A 22,355-nucleotide genomic window follows, 5' to 3' on the forward strand; every position below is an offset into this window, starting at 1 on the left:
CGCTTGACCTTGACATAACTTGAGGTTTTACCCTGCTCTGCATCGCGCTGTAGGCGTCCGTCACCAGGAGACCGTTCATGACGGCAACATCCCATGCCCTGTGGTTTACCCAGATGATCGAATATGAAGTGCCTGGCAAGTTCCAGCAGGCGTTGGCCCAAGCGCTGGTGGCGCGCAGCGAAGAGCTGGCCGCGCGTTGCGAAGGGCTGCAGGGCGTCAGTATTCAGGCCAGCGACGATGGCAGCCGGGTGCTGCAGTACCTGCAATGGCAGTCCCGCCAGGCGTGGGCAGCGGCGGCCGTATATTTCGTCGGGGAACCTTTTCTCGACCTGCTTGGCCAGTACCAGGCGCGTGGCGTCAACTTTGCTGCCTACCAGACGCTGCGCAGCCTGGTGCGCGGTGCCGATGGCGGCCTGCATTGCCAGGTGGGTGAGCCTCAGGCATACCAGGGCGCGTAGTGCGGGTAGCGATCCAGGCGGGCGCCAATGACCATTTCGCTGACCCATGCCGCCAGGATCGAACTGTAGGCTTTCTGGCTCTCTTCGCTGGACAGCGCGTGGTCGGCACCGTCGACGATGCGGTGGGTGAGTGAATGGGCGCTGACAAATGCCGAGCGGTAACTCATCAAGGTGCTGTGGGGCACGTAGTCGTCCTGCTCGGACTCGACCAGCAGTACATCGCCACCGAACTCGGCACAGGCTGCCAGTGCGCGGTTGTCTGCCGGGCCGAGCAGGCGCTGGCGATAGGCGTTCAGCCGTTGCCGGTCGAGGGTTTGCTTGGGGAGGTTCCATTCGTCGTCCCAGTACATCGCGGGTACCCTGAGGGCCAACCATTTGACCGGCCGCTCACGGGTCAGCAACGTAGCCAGGTAGCCGCCATAGCTGCTACCGATGATGGCGATGGCACTGGTGTCGACGGCTGGGTGGCTTGCCAGCCGGTCGTAGGCCACCAGCAGGTCGGTCAGGTTCTGTTCGCGGGTTACCGTCAGCCGTTGGCTTTCGGTTTTTTCGTGGCCGCGCAGGTCGAAGGTCATGCATACGCAGCCCAGCCCGGTGATATGCCGGGCGCGGGCGAGGTCGCGTTGCTGGCTGCCACCCCAGCCGTGGACGAAGAGAATGCCCGGCATCTTGCTGCCGGGGCTGACCAAGGTGCCGACGATGCTGTCATCCTCGACCTGCAGTTCAACGGTTTCACTTTGAATGGTCATGTTCGCGAATCCGCGCAAATTTGCTGAGTTGTCCGAGTTCACTGTCGTTTCCTTGGTAAAAGAGGGTGGCGTCAGTGGGTAGTTCGGGGGTGCCGAACACTTCATGGGTGGAGGCACGTACCCGTTGCAATGCCGGGTCGTCGGCGAACGCCTGCAAGGCCAGCAGTTCGGCACTGCTGGCACCGCCCAGGCGCCAGGATTGCTCGAGTACGCCGCTGCGCAGGTGGCCCTGTGGGTTCACGCCGCGGGCAATGTCGTAGTTGCGCCGCGAGGCGATGAAGCCGGGGAAGTGCTGCTCGGCGGCCTGTTCGTAGGCCATCGCCTGGTTGATGGCCAGGCGCAGCGGCTCGTCCAGCGGCAGTTGCAGCAGTGCCTGGTAGTCACCGCGTACCACTACCAGGTCGGAGCCACCATACACTTCCGTGCCCTGATGGTCGCGGGTAAGTTGCTGGGTGCCGTGATAGCTGCAGGTCAGGCCGGCGACACGTACCTGGCCAACGCTGAATGTTTGCACTTCGCTCAGGTCTTCCTCGAGCACCAACCCCCATAGCGCAAGGTCCTGGTCATCCATGCCGGCCAGCAGCGGTTCCAGCTCATCCGCCGTGGTTATGACCTGTTGCCCACGGCCTGCGCAGGCCAGTACCGGCTTGATTCGCAACTGGCCGTCCGTCAGTAACAGCTGTGCGGCGGTCCGTGCATCGGCCTTGCTGAATACGGTGTAGCCGCGCAGCAGGGCGTCGCAGGCTTGCCGTGCGAAGGCATCGGTCCAGCCCGGCGGGAAACTGGCCCCGGCCGGCAGCGGGTGGGAAATCGCCTTGGTCGCCATGTAGGGGTGTGCGACCAGGCCACCGAAAAGGTCCTGTTCGCTGCAGATGCCGAGGGCGGCATGGCGTTCGGGATCGACCAGGGTTTCGGTGGGCAGGTAGTAGTAGCCGTCGGTGGCGCTTGGTGGCTGGCTGGGTTGCACGTGCGGGCAGCCCAGAAGGCGTGCCAGGCCATCGGCAAGCTTCAGGTGCACGGCATGCTCGTGGTCGGGGGTGTGCGCGCGGGTGTCGAGCAGCACCACGCCGCTTTTAGGGGCGCAGGCGTTGGGCATGGTCATTTGCCTGTGTGCAATGAATGTACTGAGTGTGAAGCCGCTGCTTTGTGGAAGTTCAGCGGAACTTGATCGGTGGTTCTGGCCCGTCTGTAGGAAATGTCCGGTATGCGCAGGGTGTCACGGGCAATGCATGCCGTGTGTCGGTCGCCAAGATTGCAGGGCTTCGGCGGCTGTTCCATTATCGGCACACTGGATAAACCGTGATGTAGCCGCAGGAGAGCGCATGAACGTTCAGACCACCCTTGGGCAAAGCGTGCCGCAGCGTTTGGCGCTGGTTCGCCAGGCCATGGCCGCAGAAGGCATCGATGCCTTGCTGGTACCTTCGGCCGACCCCCATCTTTCCGAATATCTGCCTGGTTACTGGCAAGGGCGCCAGTGGCTTTCGGGTTTCCATGGCTCGGTCGGCACGCTGGTGGTCACGGCTGGCTTTGCCGGGTTGTGGGTCGATAGCCGCTACTGGGAACAGGCGGAACACGAGCTGGCGGGCAGTGGCATCGAGCTGATGAAACTGCTGCCGGGCAAGCCTGGTGCGCTGGAATGGCTGGGCGATCACGTCGAGCCCAACGGCAGCGTGGCAGTAGATGGTGCGGTCATGGCGCTGGCTTCGGCGCGCCAACTGAGCGATCGGCTGAAGGCGCGCAGGGCGCGACTGGTGACTGACAAGGATCTGCTGGGCCAGGTCTGGGAAGGGCGCCCGGCGCTGCCAGGCAACCCGGTGTACCAGCATTTGCCGCCGCACGCCACGGTGAGCCGTGCGGAAAAACTGGCGCAGTTGCGCCAGAGCGTGCAGGCCAAGGGGGCCGACTGGCATTTCATCGCCACCCTGGATGACATCGCCTGGCTGTTCAACCTGCGCGGTAGCGATGTTTCCTACAATCCGGTGTTCGTGGCCTTTGCCCTGATCAGCCAGCAGCAGGCCATCCTGTTCGTCGGCCAGGACAAGCTCGACGAACATCTACGGCAGGTGCTGGCGGCCGACGGTATCGAAGTGCGTGACTACGCCGAAGCAGGCAAGGCCCTTGCCGCCATGCCGGCCGAGAGCCGATTGCTGGTCGACCCGGCCCGGGTGACCTGCGGCCTGCTGGATAACCTGCCGGCCGAGGTGGAGCTGGTCGAGGGGCTCAACCCCAGCACCTTGAGCAAGTCGTGCAAGGGTGATGAGGACCTGGTGCACATCCGGCAGGTGATGGAGCAGGATGGCGCGGCCCTGTGCGAATTCTTCGCCTGGTTCGAGGCCAACCTTGGTCGTGAGCTGGTTACCGAGCTGACGGTCGACGAGCAGTTGAGTGCCGCCCGTGCCCGCCGCCCGGGATTCGTGTCGTTGAGCTTCTCGACCATTGCCGCCTTCAACGGCAATGGCGCGATGCCGCATTACCGCGCCACGGAACAGTCGCACGCGGTCATCGAGGGCGATGGTCTGCTGCTGATCGATTCGGGCGGGCAGTACCTGGGGGGCACCACCGACATCACGCGCATGGTGCCCGTGGGCAACCCGAGCCTTGCACAGAGGCAGGATTGCACACGCGTGCTCAAAGGCATGATCGCCTTGTCGCGTGCCACCTTCCCGCGAGGCGTGCTATCGCCGTTGCTCGACGCCATTGCCCGGGCACCGATCTGGGCTGACCAGGTGGATTACGGCCACGGCACCGGGCATGGCGTGGGCTACTTCATGAATGTGCACGAGGGGCCGCAGGTAATTGCCTACCAGGCGGCGCCCACGCCGCAGACCGCGATGCAGGTGGGCATGATCAGCTCGATCGAGCCGGGTACGTACCGTCCAGGACAGTGGGGTGTGCGCATCGAGAACCTGGTGGTCAACCGCGAGGTCGGCAAGAGCGCCTTCGGCGACTTCCTGAACTTCGAAACCCTGACGCTATGCCCGATCGATACCCGCTGTCTGGTGCCCGAGTTGCTGACCAGGGAAGAACTGGACTGGTTGAATGGCTATCACGCCAGGGTACGCAAGCGTCTGGCGCCGTTGCTCAAGGGGGACGCGCTGGCCTGGCTGGAGGCGCGTACCGCGCCCTTGTGAAACAAACGAAAAGGGCAGCTTGCGAGCTGCCCTTTGTTCTACTTGCAGATGACGATCATGCTGCGGCTGGTATAACCCGCCGGGTTGATGCCAAACAGGTAGTCACCTGGTTCTTCATCGCTATCGCCCGAGCGGGCTATGATCCGGTAGCCGCGCGTGCTGCAGGAGCTCGCGGCCTTGCTGTAGCAGTTGTCCCACGAGGAAGACAGGCCGGAGCAATTGATATGCAGGCCCTTCTTGCCCCTTTTGACCTCAGTCTTGGCCGTGGCGGCACATCCAGCAATAGCCAAGATGGCCAGGATCAGCAAAATACGTTTCATTCCTGTCCTTATGATGCAGGGCGGATCAGCTGTCTGGTCCCGTCGTTATCGCTTTGGTTCTTCCTGAAATATCCCCAGCGTCCGTGTTCGGTCCAGTAGATAGCGTGAAGATGATGATTCTGTGACAGCTTAATCAGCGAGACAGGTCGCTACAATCACTAATCCTGTCTCAAATGAAAATATTTCTCATATCAGTCGGTAGCGACGACCGGGCTGGGTTCCTTGCGCATGGACAGGGTGGTGCCGACCGACGCGGTGATGATCGCGAGAATAGCCAGCCACTGGGTAATCGTCAGTACCTCGCCCAGGAACAGCAGGCCGGACAATGCGCCGAATGCTGGCTCGATACTCATGAGGGTGCCGAAAGTGCGTGCCGGGATGCGCGTGAGGGCAACCATTTCCAGGCTGTAGGGCAGTGCGGTTGACAGCACCGCGACGCCCAGCGCCATGGGGATCAGGGCGGGTGTGAGCAATGCGCTGCCGGCGTGGGCGATACCGATGGGGGCAACGAACAGCGCGGCCACCACTACGCCCAGTGCGGCACTCTGGATACCATGCTCGGCCCCGGCACGCTGCCCGAACAGGATGTACAGCGCCCAGCATACGCCCGCGCCCAGGGCATAGGCAGCGCCGACCGGGTCGAGAGCCTGCCCGCCATGGCCGGCCGGCAGCAACAGCAGCAGGCCGACGATGGCCAGGGCAATCCACAGGAAGTCGATCGGCCGGCGCGAGGAGAAGATTGCCACGGCCAGCGGGCCGGTGAATTCCAGTGCCACGGCAATGCCGATCGGTACCGTTTGCAGGGCCATATAGAAGAGGAAGTTCATGCCGCCCAGCGCCATGCCGTAGATGATGACGTTGCGCAGGGTATTGCGGGTCATGCGCACACGCCAAGGGCGCAGGATAAGCAGCATGATGATGCTGGCGAAGATCAGGCGCAGGGTGGTGGTGCCTTGCGCGCCGATGAGGGGGAACATGCTTTTGGCCAGTGAGGCGCCGGACTGTATCGATGCCATGGCGATGAGCAGCAGGCCGATCGGGAAGAGGGTAGCGGCCAGGCTGCGGGGTTGGGTGTTCATTTCTGCGCGACGATCCTTGAGCGGGGTGGGGTGAGCAATATAGTGCGCAAATACGAGGGAAGGGGGCAAGGTGCCTGGCGTTGTTATTTCAGCGCCTGTGCGATCGACCGCCGGACATACAAGGCGGTCGCGTGCGCTGGTACTGACATTACTTGCCCGAAACAGATGTGGAAGCCTTGCGCTGCGCGGGCGCTCGATCTCACAGGCGCTGCAAGGCTCGCGGCGAGCACTTGGGGCCCTGATGCAGTCTTTTTCAAAAAGATTCTAAATTATTGAAATTAAAGGTTGACCTCCTGAAACACCGCCCTATAATGCGCACCACTCCAACGCGGTAGCGAAGCAAAGCCAGCCACCCTGTTGAGTCAAGTGTTTGAAGCTAAACGAGTTTCTCGCAAAAAACTTCAAAATAAACGCTTGACAGCAAATGAGGAAGGCGTAGAATGCGCGCCTCGGTTGAGACGAAACGCTCTTAACCAAACGCTCTTTAACAAATCGAATCAAGCAATTCGTGTGGGTGCTTGTGAGTACGGACTGATAGTCACAAAGATTATCAGCATCACAAGTGGCCATGCGAGAAATCACATAGTCATTTGAGATTGCTGAGCCAAGTTTAGGGTTTCTTAAAAACCCAAGCAGTATTGAACTGAAGAGTTTGATCATGGCTCAGATTGAACGCTGGCGGCAGGCCTAACACATGCAAGTCGAGCGGATGACGGGAGCTTGCTCCTTGATTCAGCGGCGGACGGGTGAGTAATGCCTAGGAATCTGCCTGGTAGTGGGGGACAACGTTTCGAAAGGAACGCTAATACCGCATACGTCCTACGGGAGAAAGCAGGGGACCTTCGGGCCTTGCGCTATCAGATGAGCCTAGGTCGGATTAGCTAGTTGGTGAGGTAATGGCTCACCAAGGCGACGATCCGTAACTGGTCTGAGAGGATGATCAGTCACACTGGAACTGAGACACGGTCCAGACTCCTACGGGAGGCAGCAGTGGGGAATATTGGACAATGGGCGAAAGCCTGATCCAGCCATGCCGCGTGTGTGAAGAAGGTCTTCGGATTGTAAAGCACTTTAAGTTGGGAGGAAGGGCAGTAAGTTAATACCTTGCTGTTTTGACGTTACCGACAGAATAAGCACCGGCTAACTCTGTGCCAGCAGCCGCGGTAATACAGAGGGTGCAAGCGTTAATCGGAATTACTGGGCGTAAAGCGCGCGTAGGTGGTTCGTTAAGTTGGATGTGAAAGCCCCGGGCTCAACCTGGGAACTGCATCCAAAACTGGCGAGCTAGAGTACGGTAGAGGGTGGTGGAATTTCCTGTGTAGCGGTGAAATGCGTAGATATAGGAAGGAACACCAGTGGCGAAGGCGACCACCTGGACTGATACTGACACTGAGGTGCGAAAGCGTGGGGAGCAAACAGGATTAGATACCCTGGTAGTCCACGCCGTAAACGATGTCAACTAGCCGTTGGAATCCTTGAGATTTTAGTGGCGCAGCTAACGCATTAAGTTGACCGCCTGGGGAGTACGGCCGCAAGGTTAAAACTCAAATGAATTGACGGGGGCCCGCACAAGCGGTGGAGCATGTGGTTTAATTCGAAGCAACGCGAAGAACCTTACCAGGCCTTGACATGCAGAGAACTTTCCAGAGATGGATTGGTGCCTTCGGGAACTCTGACACAGGTGCTGCATGGCTGTCGTCAGCTCGTGTCGTGAGATGTTGGGTTAAGTCCCGTAACGAGCGCAACCCTTGTCCTTAGTTACCAGCACGTTATGGTGGGCACTCTAAGGAGACTGCCGGTGACAAACCGGAGGAAGGTGGGGATGACGTCAAGTCATCATGGCCCTTACGGCCTGGGCTACACACGTGCTACAATGGTCGGTACAGAGGGTTGCCAAGCCGCGAGGTGGAGCTAATCTCACAAAACCGATCGTAGTCCGGATCGCAGTCTGCAACTCGACTGCGTGAAGTCGGAATCGCTAGTAATCGCGAATCAGAATGTCGCGGTGAATACGTTCCCGGGCCTTGTACACACCGCCCGTCACACCATGGGAGTGGGTTGCACCAGAAGTAGCTAGTCTAACCTTCGGGAGGACGGTTACCACGGTGTGATTCATGACTGGGGTGAAGTCGTAACAAGGTAGCCGTAGGGGAACCTGCGGCTGGATCACCTCCTTAATCGACGACATCAGCCTGCTGATGAGCTCCCACACGAATTGCTTGATTCATGGTTGAAGACGATCAAGATCCTGTATGGGTCTTGTGTTGTTCCTGGTCAGAACTTGGAAATGAGCATTCGCATCGAATGTTGATTTCTGACTTTTGTCAGATCGTTCTTTAAAAATTCGGATATGTGATAGATATAGACTGATGGCCAGTTTCACTGCTGGTTAATCAGGCTAAGGTAAAATTTGTGAGTTCTGCTCGAAAGAGCAACATGCGAATTTTCGGCGAATGTCGTCTTCACAGTATAACCAGATTGCTTGGGGTTATATGGTCAAGTGAAGAAGCGCATACGGTGGATGCCTTGGCAGTCAGAGGCGATGAAAGACGTGGTAGCCTGCGATAAGCTTTGGGGAGTCGGCAAACAGACTGTGATCCAGAGATCTCTGAATGGGGGAACCCACTCAGCACAAGCTGAGTATCTTGTACTGAATACATAGGTGCAAGAGGCGAACCAGGGGAACTGAAACATCTAAGTACCCTGAGGAAAAGAAATCAACCGAGATTCCCTTAGTAGTGGCGAGCGAACGGGGACCAGCCCTTAAGTTGATTTGAGATTAGTGGAACGCTCTGGAAAGTGCGGCCATAGTGGGTGATAGCCCCGTACACGAAAATCTCTTGTCAATGAAATCGAGTAGGACGGAGCACGAGAAACTTTGTCTGAATATGGGGGGACCATCCTCCAAGGCTAAATACTACTGACTGACCGATAGTGAACCAGTACCGTGAGGGAAAGGCGAAAAGAACCCCGGAGAGGGGAGTGAAATAGAACCTGAAACCGTATGCGTACAAGCAGTGGGAGCCTACTTTGTTAGGTGACTGCGTACCTTTTGTATAATGGGTCAGCGACTTATATTCAGTGGCGAGCTTAACCGAATAGGGGAGGCGTAGCGAAAGCGAGTCTTAATAGGGCGTTTAGTCGCTGGGTATAGACCCGAAACCGGGCGATCTATCCATGGGCAGGTTGAAGGTTAGGTAACACTGACTGGAGGACCGAACCGACTACCGTTGAAAAGTTAGCGGATGACCTGTGGATCGGAGTGAAAGGCTAATCAAGCTCGGAGATAGCTGGTTCTCCTCGAAAGCTATTTAGGTAGCGCCTCATGTATCACTCCAGGGGGTAGAGCACTGTTTCGGCTAGGGGGTCATCCCGACTTACCAAACCGATGCAAACTCCGAATACCTGGAAGTGCCGAGCATGGGAGACACACGGCGGGTGCTAACGTCCGTCGTGAAAAGGGAAACAACCCAGACCGTCAGCTAAGGTCCCAAAGTCATGGTTAAGTGGGAAACGATGTGGGAAGGCTTAGACAGCTAGGAGGTTGGCTTAGAAGCAGCCACCCTTTAAAGAAAGCGTAATAGCTCACTAGTCGAGTCGGCCTGCGCGGAAGATGTAACGGGGCTCAAACCATGCACCGAAGCTACGGGTGTCATCTTTGATGACGCGGTAGAGGAGCGTTCTGTAAGCCTGTGAAGGTGAGTTGAGAAGCTTGCTGGAGGTATCAGAAGTGCGAATGCTGACATGAGTAACGACAATGCGAGTGAAAAACTCGCACGCCGAAAGACCAAGGTTTCCTGCGCAACGTTAATCGACGCAGGGTTAGTCGGTCCCTAAGGCGAGGCTGAAAAGCGTAGTCGATGGAAAACAGGTTAATATTCCTGTACTTCCAGTTATTGCGATGGAGGGACGGAGAAGGTTAGGCCAGCCTGGCGTTGGTTGTCCAGGTTTAAGGTGGTAGGCTGGAATCTTAGGCAAATCCGGGATTTCAAGGCCGAGAGCTGATGACGAGTTGCCTTTAGGCGACGAAGTGGTTGATACCATGCTTCCAAGAAAAGCTCCTAAGCTTCAGATAACTGGGAACCGTACCCCAAACCGACACAGGTGGTTAGGTAGAGAATACCAAGGCGCTTGAGAGAACTCGGGTGAAGGAACTAGGCAAAATGGCACCGTAACTTCGGGAGAAGGTGCGCCGGCGAGGGTGAAGGACTTGCTCCGTAAGCCCATGCCGGTCGAAGATACCAGGCCGCTGCGACTGTTTATTAAAAACACAGCACTCTGCAAACACGAAAGTGGACGTATAGGGTGTGACGCCTGCCCGGTGCCGGAAGGTTAATTGATGGGGTTAGCGCAAGCGAAGCTCTTGATCGAAGCCCCGGTAAACGGCGGCCGTAACTATAACGGTCCTAAGGTAGCGAAATTCCTTGTCGGGTAAGTTCCGACCTGCACGAATGGCGTAACGATGGCGGCGCTGTCTCCACCCGAGACTCAGTGAAATTGAAATCGCTGTGAAGATGCAGTGTATCCGCGGCTAGACGGAAAGACCCCGTGAACCTTTACTATAGCTTTGCACTGGACTTTGAATTTGCTTGTGTAGGATAGGTGGGAGGCTTTGAAGTGGGGACGCCAGTTCTCATGGAGCCATCCTTGAAATACCACCCTGGCAACTTTGAGGTTCTAACTCAGGTCCGTTATCCGGATCGAGGACAGTGTATGGTGGGTAGTTTGACTGGGGCGGTCTCCTCCCAAAGAGTAACGGAGGAGTACGAAGGTGCGCTCAGACCGGTCGGAAATCGGTCGTAGAGTATAAAGGCAAAAGCGCGCTTGACTGCGAGACAAACACGTCGAGCAGGTACGAAAGTAGGTCTTAGTGATCCGGTGGTTCTGTATGGAAGGGCCATCGCTCAACGGATAAAAGGTACTCCGGGGATAACAGGCTGATACCGCCCAAGAGTTCATATCGACGGCGGTGTTTGGCACCTCGATGTCGGCTCATCACATCCTGGGGCTGAAGCCGGTCCCAAGGGTATGGCTGTTCGCCATTTAAAGTGGTACGCGAGCTGGGTTTAGAACGTCGTGAGACAGTTCGGTCCCTATCTGCCGTGGACGTTTGAGATTTGAGAGGGGCTGCTCCTAGTACGAGAGGACCGGAGTGGACGAACCTCTGGTGTTCCGGTTGTCACGCCAGTGGCATTGCCGGGTAGCTATGTTCGGAAGAGATAACCGCTGAAAGCATCTAAGCGGGAAACTTGCCTCAAGATGAGATCTCACTGGGATCTTGAATCCCCTGAAGGGCCGTCGAAGACTACGACGTTGATAGGTTGGGTGTGTAAGCGCTGTGAGGCGTTGAGCTAACCAATACTAATTGCCCGTGAGGCTTGACCATATAACACCCAAGCAATTTGCTAGCGCAGATTGCGGTGGTGAAGACGAAACAACCGAAAGTTCGCAACATCACAAATATCGCATATCCGAATTCGCTGGGCTGTCCATCTGGACATTCTGGCAACAGAATTTCTTGACGACCATAGAGCATTGGAACCACCTGATCCCATCCCGAACTCAGCAGTGAAACGATGCATCGCCGATGGTAGTGTGGGGTTTCCCCATGTGAGAGTAGGTCATCGTCAAGATTCATTTCGCAAAACCCCTATCTGCGCATGCAGGTAGGGGTTTTGTCTTTCTGGCCAATAAGCCCCAGACCTGTGCAACGCTCCCACAGAGGCCCGCGTAGCTCCGAAGGCAATCATGAAATGTGCGTCATTTATGCCTGACGAATCACAGGTCAATGCTACGCTCGCGGAAATACTCAGCACGGATACCCATCATGGAAATGAACTGGCACCAGGCCCTGCAAGAGAGCCTGAGCTGGCTGGCAATCGCCTCGTTCATCACCCTTGTCTGCTTCACAGCAGCCGCCACACTGGCCGTACGTTGTACGCGCTGGGGTAGCCAGTTCTGGCAGCTTGCCGGGCCTTATTTCAGTTTCAGGCGCAGTTGGCGGCCGTTACTGGTGTTCGCCCTGCTGCTGGTGCTGACGCTATTCTCGGTGCGCCTGAACGTGCTGTTTTCGTTCTGGTACAACGGCTTCTACAGCGCCTTGCAGGGCCTTGACCAAGCGGCCTTCTGGTACCTGCTCGGTGTCTTTGCAGTATTGGCCACCATCCATGTGCTGCGTTCGCTGTTCACCTTCTATGTAAGCCAGGCGTTCAGCATCCAATGGCGAGTATGGTTGACCGAGCGCCTGACCCATGACTGGATGCACGGCGATGCCTACTACCGTGGCCAGTTCCTCGCCGAGCCCGTGGACAACCCTGACCAACGTATCGAACTGGACGTCAACGCCTTTGTCAGCAACTCGGTGACCCTCGCCCTGGGCGCAGTCAGTGCGCTGGTTTCGCTGGTGGCGTTCACCGGCATCCTCTGGGGGCTGTCGGCGCCGCTGGCCGTTGCCGGCGTGGAGATTCCCCGGGCTATGGTGTTTGCCGTGTACCTTTACGTCATCGTTGCCACCTGGATCGCCTTCCGCCTCGGGCGACCGCTGATCCGCCTGAACTTCCTCAACGAAAAGCTCACCGCCAACTTCCGTTACGCGCTGATGCGTCTGCGCGAAAATGCCGAGAACATCGCTTTCTACCAGGGCGCGCAGGTCGAGCGGGGCACGTTGCTGGGTCGCTTTGGTGCCTTGATCGTGAATGCCTGGGCGCTGGTGTTCCGGAACCTGAAATTCAGCGGTTTCAACCTGGGCGTGAGCCAGGTCGCAGTGGTGTTCCCCTTCATTCTGCAGGCACCGCGCTTCTTCAGCGGGGCGATCAAGCTCGGCGACGTCATGCAGACCTCCCAGGCCTTTGGCCAGGTGCAGGATTCGTTGTCGTTCTTCCGCGAGTCATATGATGCGTTTGCCCAGTACCGGGCCACCCTCGATCGTCTGACCGGCTTCCTCGATGCCAATGAGCAGGCGAGCGCTTTGCCGCGCGTCATCACCGAGGACCAGGAGCATGCCTTGGCGATCAGCCGCCTGCAGGTGCTGCGCCCGGACGGGCATGCCCTTATCACCGACCTGGACCTTGACCTGCATGCCGGCCAGGCGCTGTTGATCAAGGGGCCGTCGGGCAGCGGCAAAACCACGCTGCTGCGTGCGCTGGCGGGACTCTGGCCGTACGCCGAGGGTGAGGTCAGGCGCCCGCTGGGCCACCAGGCGCTGTTCCTGTCGCAGCGGCCGTACCTGCCGCTGGGCGATCTGCGCACCGTCATCGCCTACCCGGTGGCCAGCAAACCTGAGGATGAAACGCGGATGCAGCAGGCCTTGCGCCAGGTCAACCTGGCCCACTTGGCCGAGCGACTGGAAGTCAGCTGTGACTGGTCACACATTCTCTCGGTCGGTGAGCAGCAGCGCCTCGCATTTGCCCGGGTGCTGTTCAACCGGCCACAGGTGGTGTTCCTTGACGAGTCCACTTCGGCCATGGACGAAGGGCTCGAGCATGCCCTGTATTCGCTGTTGCGTACGGAAATGCCGGGCGCGTTGCTGGTCAGTGTCGGGCACCGCAGTACACTGGCAGGTTTCCATACCCACCGGCTGGAGGTGGATGGATATGGCGGCTGGTCGCTACTGGAGCAGCAGCCAGCGCTGGCCTAGTTCGGATTGCCGGTGATCGGGCCCGACCTGAGCAATACGACCCCGATCAGGGTGCCGCCGGCACACGCTGCGCCAAGCAGGAATGTCGCCTTGAAGCCGACCCCGTCCCACAACAGCCCGGCCACCACGCTCGCCACCAGCAGCGCCATGCCGGTCAGCAGGTTGAACAGGCCGAAGGCTGTACCGCGCAGCTCCGCAGGGGCGCTGTCGGCGATCATGGCGGCAAAGATGCCTTGGCTGAAGCCCAGGTGCAGGCCCCAGGCAGCCACCCCCATGGCCAGCCCGGTCCAGCCCGGCAGCAGGGCCAGCAGCAGGTCGGCGACGACCAGCTGCCCCAGCCCGGTCATCAGCACGCCGCGGCGGCCTACGCGGTCCGACAGCACCCCCGCGGGGTAGGCCGACAGCGAGTAGGCCAGGGCCATGAGCACCAGCACTGCCGGCGCCCACAGCGGCGCCAGGCCCATGTCCTGGGCGCGCAGCAGCAGAAACGCCTCGCTGAAGCGGGCGAGGGTGAACAGCGTGGCCAGGCCGATTAGCCGCCAGTAGGACGGGCCCAGGCGTGCCAATTCGTGCAGGGCCAGCGGTGAGCGCACCGGCCGGGTGGTGGCCGGCGCTCCAGGTTCGCGCACGAAGGCGATGAGGATGTACACCGCCACGAACGCCGGAAGCACCGCCACCCAGAACACCGTCTGGAAATGGCTCGCGGTCAGCCACATCAGCACGATCGCCAGCAACGGCCCAAGGAAGGCGCCCACGGTATCCAGCGCCTGGCGCAGGCCGAAGGCTGCACCACGTAGTTCGGCGGGCGTGACATCGGCCACCAGTGCATCGCGCGGCGCCCCACGAATGCCTTTGCCGACCCGGTCGACGAAGCGTGCTGCGGTCAACCACCCCAGCCCGGAGGCCATGGGGAACACCGGCTTGGTCAACGCACCCAGGCCATAGCCCAGCACCGTAAGCAGCTTGCGCTTGCCCAGTCGGTCGCTGAGGGCGCCGGAAAACACCTTGGTGATCGAAGCGGTCGCTTCGGCAATACCTTCGATAAAGCCCACCGCCACTACCGAGGTGCCAAGCACGGTGACCATGTACAGCGGCAGCAGGGCGTGAATCATTTCCGAGGAAATGTCCATGAACATCGATACGAAGCCCAGCGCCCAGACGCTGCGAGGGATCTTCGACAGGGACCTGGTTGCGTTCATGGCGTGGCTTTCTTCGTGGCTGCGCATCAAGAGGCTCGGCAGAGGGTGCTACGTTCGAAACTGTAGGAGCCGTCACGCAAGATGCAAATCGGACAGGTATATGCAAGCAACAGCGCGAATTGTCGGGCTGCGCCGGCAACGCTGTCGTGTCAGCAAAGTTCCGGTACAAACATGTAAACTTCGTAAATAAGATTTAAACACAATTGCGAATCTCTATATTTACCATCCCTGTTGGCCACCAAACTGTGTTTGCGAGGCCGGTGGGCGAGGGCTCCCGGTCTCCGACAGGGATGTGCCGTTTCGCTCATGAATCGCAGGAGATGTACCCATGCAGTGCAAGACTTCACCCAACAGCCTGGCCCTGGCGTTTGTCGCGCTGGCGTCACCGGCCATGGTGGCCACCGTGGCCCAGGCCGAAGAACAGCGTACGGGTGAGGTGCTGGAGATGCCGCTCGCCGACAACGCGCTGGTGATCCAGGACACCCTGGTCACCGCCGAGCGCGAGGCACGCCAGGCCTTGGGTACGTCGATCATCACCGCCGAAGACATCAAGCGCCACCCGCCGGCCAATGACCTGTCCGACATCATCCGCCGCGAGCCCGGGGTCAACCTGACCGGCAACAGCGCCAGCGGCGCGCGTGGCAACAACCGGCAGATCGACCTGCGCGGCATGGGCCCGGAAAACACCCTGATCCTCATCGACGGCAAGCCATCCAGCGCACGCAATGCCGTGCGCTACGGCTGGAACGGCGACCGTGATACCCGCGGTGAAACCAACTGGGTTCCGGCAGAAGCGGTCGAGCGCATCGAGATCCTGCGTGGCCCGGCGGCCGCACGTTACGGTTCCGGCGCCATGGGCGGGGTGGTCAATATCATCACCAAACGGCCCACCGATGAACTCAAGGGCAGCGTCAGCCTGTACACCCAGCTGCCGGAAGACAGCGCCGAGGGCGCCAGCCGCCGGGCCAACTTCAACCTGGGCGGCGGCCTGACCGACAACCTCGGCTTCCGCCTGTACGGCGGTCTGGCCAAGACCGATGCCGACGACCTGGACATCAACGCCGGGCATGCAACCAGTGCGCTGGTGGCGGGCCGCGAAGGCGTGCGCAACAAGGACATCAATGGCCTGCTGAGCTGGAAGCTGAACGACGAGCACCGCCTCGAGGCCAGTGCCGGCTATAGCCGCCAGGGCAATATCTTTGCCGGTGACACCATGAACAGCAACGGCGGTGGTGACGTCGAGTTCGTGTCCAGCCTGTATGGCCATGAAACCAATGTGATGCAACGCAGTACCTACGACCTGACCCACCTGGGCGATTTCACCTGGGGTACCAGCAAGACCGTGCTGGCCTACGAGTACGTGCGCAACTGGCGTCTCAACGAGGGCCTGGCAGGCCGTACCGAAGGTGCTCCCAATGCTGAAGGCGCCGCCATGTCGCGCCTGCGCAACACGCGCCTGAGCAGCGAAGTGAACCTGCCATTCGCCATGGGCAGCACCGAGCATGTGCTGACCCTGGGCGGCGAGTACCTGTACGAAACGCTCAATGATCAGGGCTCGCTGCGCCCACAAAGCTCGGACCCCACGGGTAATGACGGGCTCGTCGGTTTCGACCGCAGCAGTTCGAAGACGACCGCCCGCAGCTATGCGCTGTTCGTCGAGGACAACATCATTGTCGGCGATACCACCATTACCCCGGGCCTGCGTTTCGACCACCACGAAACCTTCGGCGACAACTTCAGCCCCAGCCTGAACCTGTCGCACAAGCTGACCGAAGCACTGTCGGTCAAAGGCGGTATCGCGCGCGCCTACAAGACCCCGAACCTGTACCAGTCCAACCCCAATTACTTGCTGTACAGCCGCGGCAATGGTTGCAGCGTGCAGCAGACCAACAATGGTGGTTGCTACCTGCAGGGCAACGCCGACCTCAAGCCAGAGATCAGCGTCAACAAGGAAATCGGCCTGATGTACGACCGGGGTACCTGGCGCACCAGTGCCACATACTTTCGCAACGACTACAAGAACAAGATCGTCGGCGATACCGATGTGTTGTACACCATCGGCACCGGCAGCCGCGTGACCCAGTGGGACAACGCCGGCAAGGCGCGGGTGGAGGGTATCGAAGGCAACCTGTTCATCGAACTGACCCCGGCCCTGGACTGGAACACCAACCTGACCTGGATGCTCGACAACGACAACCGCGAGACCGGCGAGCCGCTGTCGGTGATCCCGGAATACACCGTCAACACCACCCTCGACTGGCGCGCCACCGAGAAGCTGTCGTTCCAGGTGGCGGGTACCTACTTCGGCAAGCAGAAGTCGCCGACCTTCAACGACCGCACCCAGCAAAGCTACGACAAGGCCGCGCAACAGGATGTGGAAGCCTACGGCCTGGTGGACGTGAGCGCCGGGTACAAGTTCAACGCAAACTACGACGTGCGGGTGGGGGTGAACAACGTGTTCGACAAGCAGATCCTGCGTGGTGGCAACACCAGTACTTCGGGCGCCAATACCTATAACCAGCCAGGCAGGGCGGTGTTCGCTGCGCTGAATATCACCTTCTGACATCGGGGGTGCTGTACGGCCCATTCACCGACAAACCGGGGAACACTGGCGCAGGTGGTGCCATATTTGTTGCGGCAAAAAGTGCCGCAGCATGCTAAACCTTGCGCCTCAACCCGCCATGAGAAAATACCGGTGAAAGCCGTCCGCCTGACGCTGATCTGCCATGCCCTGACCCAAGCCCAGAAGACCGGGCGACTGCACCGTGCCGAAGACGGCATTCTTCCACTGGGCCAACAGCCTTTCGCCGACCTTTCCGGTGTGCCGGTGCTGACTGCACCAGAGCGGCGAGCCTGCGAGACAGCGGCGTGGTTTTCGGAGCCGGTGCAGGTCGAGCCGGCATTGGCCGATTGCGACCTGGGGCGTTGGCAAGGGCTGACACTGAAGCAACTGCAGGCCGAGCAATCGCAGGCGTTGACCGAATGGCTTCAGGACCCGGCCAGTGATGTTCACGGCGGCGAGTCGTTCGCCGTGCTTTGCCAGCGCATCGCCGCCTGGCTGGCGGCCTTCGACAGGCCTGGTGAATGGCTGGCAATTACCCACCCGATGGTGATGCGCGCCGTGCTTGTACAAGTACTTGGCTGCCCGATGAGCGCCAGCCAGCGGGTCGACGTGTTGCCCCTGTCGCGCCTGGAGCTGAGCTTTACCGGGCAGTGGCGCCTGCGCCTGAGCTGAAGGTCAGAACGCCAGCTTGTAGCCAATCAGCAACAGCATCGCCGCCAGGCACGGGCGCAGCACGCGGTCGGAAATCCGCCCGGTGAGGTGGCTGCCCAGATAGATGCCTGGCAGTGAGCCCAGCAGCAGGTAACCCAGCAGCGACCAGTCCATGTTGCCCATCCCCGCATGGCCCAGCCCTGCCACCAGGGTCAGCGGCACGGCGTGGGCGATTTCGGTACCGACCAGGCGGCGGGTGACCAGGAACGGGTACAGCAGGAACAGCGCCACGGTACCCAGTGCGCCAGCGCCGATGGAAGTAAGGGTGACCATCACTCCCAGCACCACGCCGGTAAGCACGGTAAGGGCGTTCAGGCTGCGGTCGCTGAGGTGATAGTGGTCACCGGCATGGCGGCTGGCGAAGGCCTGCAGACGCGATTTGAACAGGATGGCCAGCGCGGTCAGGATCAGGACCACCGCCAGGCCTTGCTTGATGACGGCGTTGAGCGCCGATGTGTCGGTGTGCAGGGTGCTGAGGAACCACAGGGTCAGCGCCGCGGCGGGCACGCTACCCAGGCTGAGCAGGCCGGTGATCTTCCAGTCGACGTTCTTGTTGCGCGCATGCACCCAGACGCCACTGGCCTTGGTGATGGCGGCATAGAGCAGGTCGGTACCGACGGCCGTTGCCGGGCTGATGCCGAACCACAACAGGATCGGGGTCATCAGCGAGCCGCCACCGACGCCGGTCATGCCGACGATGAAACCCACGACCAGGCCTGCAATGGTGAAACCGAAAGAACCTACATCCATACGCTACTCGACCGCCCAACTTTGCCCGTTATCGGATGCAGCCAGCATATAGATTTTTTTATAGCCAAATAGACTTGTTCGTTATTAGGTTATAACCAGGTGCTGCCTGCCAGGGCCCTATCAAGCCGGCACCCACACCGACCGCATCAACCTCAAGGCCTGTGCCGTACCTGTGGGAGCAACTGTCTTTAGAAGTTTATTTTCAAGCGTGCCATTCGGGCAGGGCTTCGCTCGATACCGCGTAGCGGTGTCGTTGGCGAAGCCCGCATTTGTAGAAAATCGATCCTCGTTCGTGATCAGGTTGCGGGTACCTGAGGCTTGAGCTCTTTCCACTCCGTTCCGTCACGCAGCATTGCGTTCAGGCGCACCAGCAACACGCGCATGCACGCCACTGCGGCAACTTTTGCGCACTTGCCTCGGGCTATCAGGTCTTCATAGCGGGTTCTAACTTCTGGGACATGCTGGATCATTGACCAGATCGACATGTAGGCCGCCTTGCGGACTCTGTAACGCCCGCCTTCGATCTTCCTCGGGCCACTCTTCTTGCCGCTGTCTTTGTTGTACGGCGCTAACCCAGCCAAGGCTGCAATTTCGCGCCCCGTCACGCTTCCCAGCTCAGGTAGGTAGGCCATGAAGGTGCCACAACTGATGACGCCAATCCCTTTCACAGACCTTAGCCGCATGGCTGTCGTGCGATCCAGCACGTTCGAGGCGCGCTCAATCGCCTTGTCCAAAGCCTTAATCTGATCATTCAGGTAAGCGACATGCTCGGTATAAACGGTAATGGCCGTAACTGAAGTGGTTTGTTTCATCCGACGCTTGTCATCATCCCGATGCTGGACAAGATTGCCACGGAGTTTGATGAGCTCTCCCAGTTCATCCCGATCTTGATTAGGCTCTATCTGCGGCAAGTCCTCGAAATCCCTGGCAAACCGCGCCAGCATCTGGGCGTCGATCTTGTCAGTCTTGGCAATTTTGCCCATGGCACTCGCATAGTCCCGACAGCGCTTGGGGTTGACCCTGATGACGTTCAAACCCTCCAGTCGCAAGGCTTTGAATACGGCTCGTTCATAGCCACCAGTGGCTTCCAGCAAGACCCGTTCGACCTCAAGCTCGTTCAGGCATGCGATCAGTTGCGCAAAGCCCTCTGGGTCATTCCTGACCTGGAACTGGGGAATACTTTCAGGAAGAAAGCCCACATCCAGAGTCGCTTTCGAAACGTCGAGACCAACGAAGTAGGAAATCATCGCCAAGCCCTCTTACACTCAAGAAGTGAGAGCACTCTGACTTAGCCCTAGCTTGTGACTACGAGTTCGCCACTCATTCAACTGTTCGGGCTTAGGTCAGAGTGAGAGGTGGATGGCGACTAGGCTCCCACTCGTGCTTTAGAGCACATCTGGCTTTCAGTCTGCCATCCACTGCTCTCACCCTTTCGAGTTTAAGAGACCTTGAAGACACAAGCTGGCTTGCCGGCGATAGGCCCTGGCAGGCAGCACCGGGTCAGCGATCAGTCATCACCACCATCACATGCGCATCTGCGCCATCGTCACTTTCCGACAGGTAGATATGTCCCACCTGGCTGTCGAAATACGCCGTCTCCTGCGGCCCGATGCTCACCGCTTCCCCGGTTTCGAACTCGATACGAACGCGCCCGCTCAGTACCAGCGCGAACTCTTGGCCCGGGTGGCGGATAAAATCGTCGAACTGGCCACGTTCACGGGCAATGATGCGGGCATAGGCGGGTGTCATGCGCCGCTCAGGGAAGTCGCCGGCAATCGGGTGATAGTCATAGGTGCCGGTCGAGTAGCCAGCTGCCGCTGGCAGTGAATCGACCACCACCGTCACCGGCACTGGTGCGATTACCGTGCCGCTGGCGCGCAACAGCTGGGCAATGTCGACGTTCAGCGCCCGGGCGGCGGCGGCGAGCTTTTCGTAGCTGACCGAGACCTGCGCCAGCTCCATCTTTGACAAGGTGGACAGCGGGACGCCACTGGCTTCGGACAATTGCTTGAGTGTCATCTGACGCGCCTTGCGCACCTGGCGCAGGCGCTGGCCGACTACGGCACGGTCCAGCAAGGGTAGGGCAGCGGGCATTCGGGGGTCTCGGCATGCGGCGTTGGTCGGGCATCTTACCTTGGACCCTTGCGTATTCGTAAATTCTCATATATTAGAATTCTCATATATGAAAATCCCCTGGCAGGAGCGTGCATGATCCCGATCTACGACACCCTCATCATCGGCGCGGGCATCGCTGGTGCATCCCTCGGTTATCGCCTGGCCGGCCGGCAGAAGGTGCTGCTGCTCGAGCGCGAGGCGCAGCCTGGCTACCATTCCACCGGGCGTTCGGCAGCCATGTTCATGGAGGCCTACGGCACTCCGCAGATACAGGCGCTGACCCGTGCCAGCCGGGCCTTCTACGAAGCACCACCGCAAGGGTTCTGCGAGCACCCGCTGCTGGAACCGCGCGGCTGCCTGTACGTCGCCAGCCTGGAACAGCGCACGCTGCTCGAGCAGACCCACGCACAGAACCTGGCCAACGGCACCGAAGTCAGCCTGCTCGACCGCGACGCAGCCCTGGCCCTGGTACCGAGCCTGCGTGCCGAGAACCTGGCCGGCGCGGTGCTTGAAGCGGGCGCAATGGACCTGGACGTACATGCCCTGCACCAGGGCTTCTTGCGCGGCTATCGCGCCGCTGGCGGTGAACTGCGCTGTAACGCCGAGCTGATCCAGGCCTGGTACCTGGATGACCTGTGGCAGGTGCAGCTGGGCGATGGCAGCCGGGTACAGACGCGCCAGCTGGTAAATGCCGCTGGCGCCTGGGCCGACCGAGTGGCCGAGCAGTGCGGGGTGGCGCGCATCGGCCTGCAACCCTGCCGGCGCAGTGCCTTCACTTTCCCAGGCCCGGCAGACCAGGATTTCGCCCGCTGGCCGGCGGTGATCGGCGTAGACGAAAGCTTCTACTTCAAGCCCGACGCCGGCCAGCTGTTGGGGTCGCCGGCCAATGCCGACCCGGTCGAACCCCAGGACGCCGCGCCCGAGGAGCTCGACGTGGCTTTGGGCATCTACAACATCGAAGCCATGACCACCCTGTCGATCCGCCGGCCGAGCCACACCTGGGCCGGGCTGCGCTCGTTCGTCGCCGACGGCGACCTGGTGATCGGTTTCGATGTGCACGCGCCAGCGTTCTTCTGGCTGGCGGCACAAGGTGGCTATGGCATCCAGTCGGCTGCGGGCGCCTCGCGCCTGGCTGCCGACCTGCTGCTGGGCCTGCCCCTGTGTCCCGGCCTTGTCAGCCAGGGGGTGGTGCCCGAGCGCCTGTCCCCGGCCCGTTTCCAGCAACCCTGAAAGGAGCATCCCATGAGCAATGATATCCAGCGTTTTCCCAGCAGCCTGCCGTTCCCGTTCTCCCGTGCGGTGAAAGCCGGCGGCTTCCTGTTCCTTTCCGGCCAGGTGCCGATGAGTGCTGGCGGCGAAGTGGTGCGCGGTGACATCCAGACCCAGACCCGCGCCGCCTGCGAGCGTATCGCCGAAAGCCTGGCGGCCTGCGGCGCGCGTTTCGACCAGGTGGTCAAGGCCACCGTGTGGCTGTCGGACATGAGCCACTTCGCCGGCTTCAACGAGGTGTACAAGGAATTCTTCGGCGCAGCGCTACCGGTGCGCTCGACCGTGGCTTCGGCATTGGCGCTGGGGGTGGATGTGGAGATCGAAGTGCAGGCGTTTGTCGGCGACGCCTGAGCGCTCCTACACGGGGTATGTGGT

General features: G+C 60.0%; 15 protein-coding genes and 3 rRNA genes. 10 read left to right on the top strand and 8 right to left on the bottom strand.

Annotated elements, in window-relative coordinates; all coding sequences use genetic code 11:
* Positions 1-77 precede the first annotated feature (77 nt).
* On the top strand, positions 78-458 hold the full coding sequence (locus AC2T3R_RS08775; protein ID WP_013971845.1) for an antibiotic biosynthesis monooxygenase: 381 nt from the start codon (positions 78-80) through the stop codon (positions 456-458).
* Here the strand turns inward: AC2T3R_RS08775 and AC2T3R_RS08780 are convergent.
* Both AC2T3R_RS08780 and AC2T3R_RS08785 read right to left on the bottom strand, forming a co-directional pair.
* Positions 437-1,207 carry an alpha/beta hydrolase family protein gene (locus tag AC2T3R_RS08780; protein WP_054572859.1) on the bottom strand — a complete coding sequence of 257 codons (771 nt, stop codon included), beginning with the start codon at positions 1,205-1,207 and terminating at the stop codon, positions 437-439. The genes AC2T3R_RS08775 and AC2T3R_RS08780 overlap by 22 nt on opposite strands.
* Positions 1,191-2,309 carry a DUF3182 family protein gene (locus AC2T3R_RS08785; RefSeq protein WP_486744943.1) on the bottom strand — a complete coding sequence of 373 codons (1,119 nt, stop codon included), beginning with the start codon at positions 2,307-2,309 and terminating at the stop codon, positions 1,191-1,193. Before AC2T3R_RS08785 ends, AC2T3R_RS08780 begins: the two co-directional genes overlap by 17 nt.
* A 220-nt stretch (positions 2,310-2,529) precedes the next feature.
* On the opposite strand from AC2T3R_RS08785, the gene AC2T3R_RS08790 reads away from it, so the two are divergent.
* The gene (locus AC2T3R_RS08790; RefSeq protein ID WP_486744944.1) at positions 2,530-4,338 is read left to right on the top strand and encodes an aminopeptidase P family protein; all 1,809 of its coding nucleotides are present in this window, start codon (positions 2,530-2,532) and stop codon (positions 4,336-4,338) included.
* 38 nt (positions 4,339-4,376) lie between these two features.
* Here the strand turns inward: AC2T3R_RS08790 and AC2T3R_RS08795 are convergent, their stop codons facing one another.
* Together AC2T3R_RS08795 and rhtA are read right to left on the bottom strand one after the other, a co-directional pair.
* Positions 4,377-4,658 (bottom strand): hypothetical protein, encoded by a 282-nt coding sequence (locus AC2T3R_RS08795; RefSeq protein ID WP_013971849.1) that lies wholly within the window; start codon positions 4,656-4,658, stop codon positions 4,377-4,379.
* A gap of 191 nt (positions 4,659-4,849) precedes the next feature.
* On the bottom strand, positions 4,850-5,737 hold the full coding sequence (gene rhtA / locus AC2T3R_RS08800) for a threonine/homoserine exporter RhtA (RefSeq protein WP_013971850.1): 888 nt from the start codon (positions 5,735-5,737) through the stop codon (positions 4,850-4,852).
* Between the two features lie 640 nt (positions 5,738-6,377).
* On the opposite strand from rhtA, the gene AC2T3R_RS08805 reads away from it, so the two are divergent.
* From AC2T3R_RS08805 to AC2T3R_RS08820, 4 genes are all read left to right on the top strand, one after another.
* Positions 6,378-7,914: ribosomal RNA gene (locus AC2T3R_RS08805) — 16S ribosomal RNA — on the top strand.
* A 317-nt stretch (positions 7,915-8,231) separates the two neighbouring features.
* A 23S ribosomal RNA gene (locus AC2T3R_RS08810) occupies positions 8,232-11,123 on the top strand.
* Between the two features lie 131 nt (positions 11,124-11,254).
* Positions 11,255-11,370, top strand: a 5S ribosomal RNA gene (rrf, locus tag AC2T3R_RS08815).
* The 16S, 23S and 5S rRNA genes sit together here, the layout of an rRNA operon.
* Positions 11,371-11,564: 194 nt before the next feature.
* Positions 11,565-13,373, top strand: a complete 1,809-nt coding sequence (locus AC2T3R_RS08820) for an ABC transporter ATP-binding protein/permease (protein ID WP_486744945.1) — start codon at positions 11,565-11,567, stop codon at positions 13,371-13,373.
* Here the strand turns inward: AC2T3R_RS08820 and AC2T3R_RS08825 are convergent.
* Entirely contained in the window at positions 13,370-14,599 is a 1,230-nt protein-coding gene (locus AC2T3R_RS08825; protein ID WP_486744946.1) for an MFS transporter, read from the bottom strand. The genes AC2T3R_RS08820 and AC2T3R_RS08825 overlap by 4 nt on opposite strands.
* 301 nt (positions 14,600-14,900) lie before the next feature.
* On the opposite strand from AC2T3R_RS08825, the gene AC2T3R_RS08830 reads away from it, so the two are divergent.
* Together AC2T3R_RS08830 and AC2T3R_RS08835 are read left to right on the top strand one after the other, a co-directional pair.
* Positions 14,901-17,135, top strand: coding sequence for a TonB-dependent siderophore receptor (locus AC2T3R_RS08830; protein WP_486744947.1), 2,235 nt, complete (start codon positions 14,901-14,903; stop codon positions 17,133-17,135).
* A gap of 132 nt (positions 17,136-17,267) precedes the next feature.
* Entirely contained in the window at positions 17,268-17,807 is a 540-nt protein-coding gene (locus AC2T3R_RS08835) for a histidine phosphatase family protein (protein ID WP_486744948.1), read from the top strand.
* A gap of 3 nt (positions 17,808-17,810) precedes the next feature.
* Here AC2T3R_RS08835 and AC2T3R_RS08840 read toward each other — a convergent pair whose 3' ends face one another.
* From AC2T3R_RS08840 to AC2T3R_RS08850, 3 genes are all read right to left on the bottom strand, one after another.
* Complete coding sequence (locus AC2T3R_RS08840; RefSeq protein WP_486744949.1) at positions 17,811-18,596, bottom strand: sulfite exporter TauE/SafE family protein; 786 nt, start codon at positions 18,594-18,596, stop codon at positions 17,811-17,813.
* A 296-nt stretch (positions 18,597-18,892) separates the two neighbouring features.
* A complete protein-coding gene (locus tag AC2T3R_RS08845; RefSeq protein ID WP_486743821.1) occupies positions 18,893-19,843 on the bottom strand; it encodes an IS110 family transposase in 951 nt (316 codons plus the stop codon).
* Between the two features lie 253 nt (positions 19,844-20,096).
* A complete protein-coding gene (locus AC2T3R_RS08850; protein ID WP_486744950.1) occupies positions 20,097-20,690 on the bottom strand; it encodes a helix-turn-helix domain-containing protein in 594 nt (197 codons plus the stop codon).
* A gap of 114 nt (positions 20,691-20,804) precedes the next feature.
* Here AC2T3R_RS08850 and AC2T3R_RS08855 point away from each other — a divergent pair, with 114 nt between their 5' ends.
* Both AC2T3R_RS08855 and AC2T3R_RS08860 read left to right on the top strand, forming a co-directional pair.
* Positions 20,805-21,941, top strand: a complete 1,137-nt coding sequence (locus AC2T3R_RS08855) for an NAD(P)/FAD-dependent oxidoreductase (protein WP_004375949.1) — start codon at positions 20,805-20,807, stop codon at positions 21,939-21,941.
* Between the two features lie 12 nt (positions 21,942-21,953).
* Positions 21,954-22,331 (top strand): RidA family protein, encoded by a 378-nt coding sequence (locus tag AC2T3R_RS08860; RefSeq protein ID WP_196181811.1) that lies wholly within the window; start codon positions 21,954-21,956, stop codon positions 22,329-22,331.
* The last annotated feature ends 24 nt before the right edge of the window (positions 22,332-22,355 follow it).

The organism is Pseudomonas sp. PVC-5-1, from assembly GCF_057444345.1.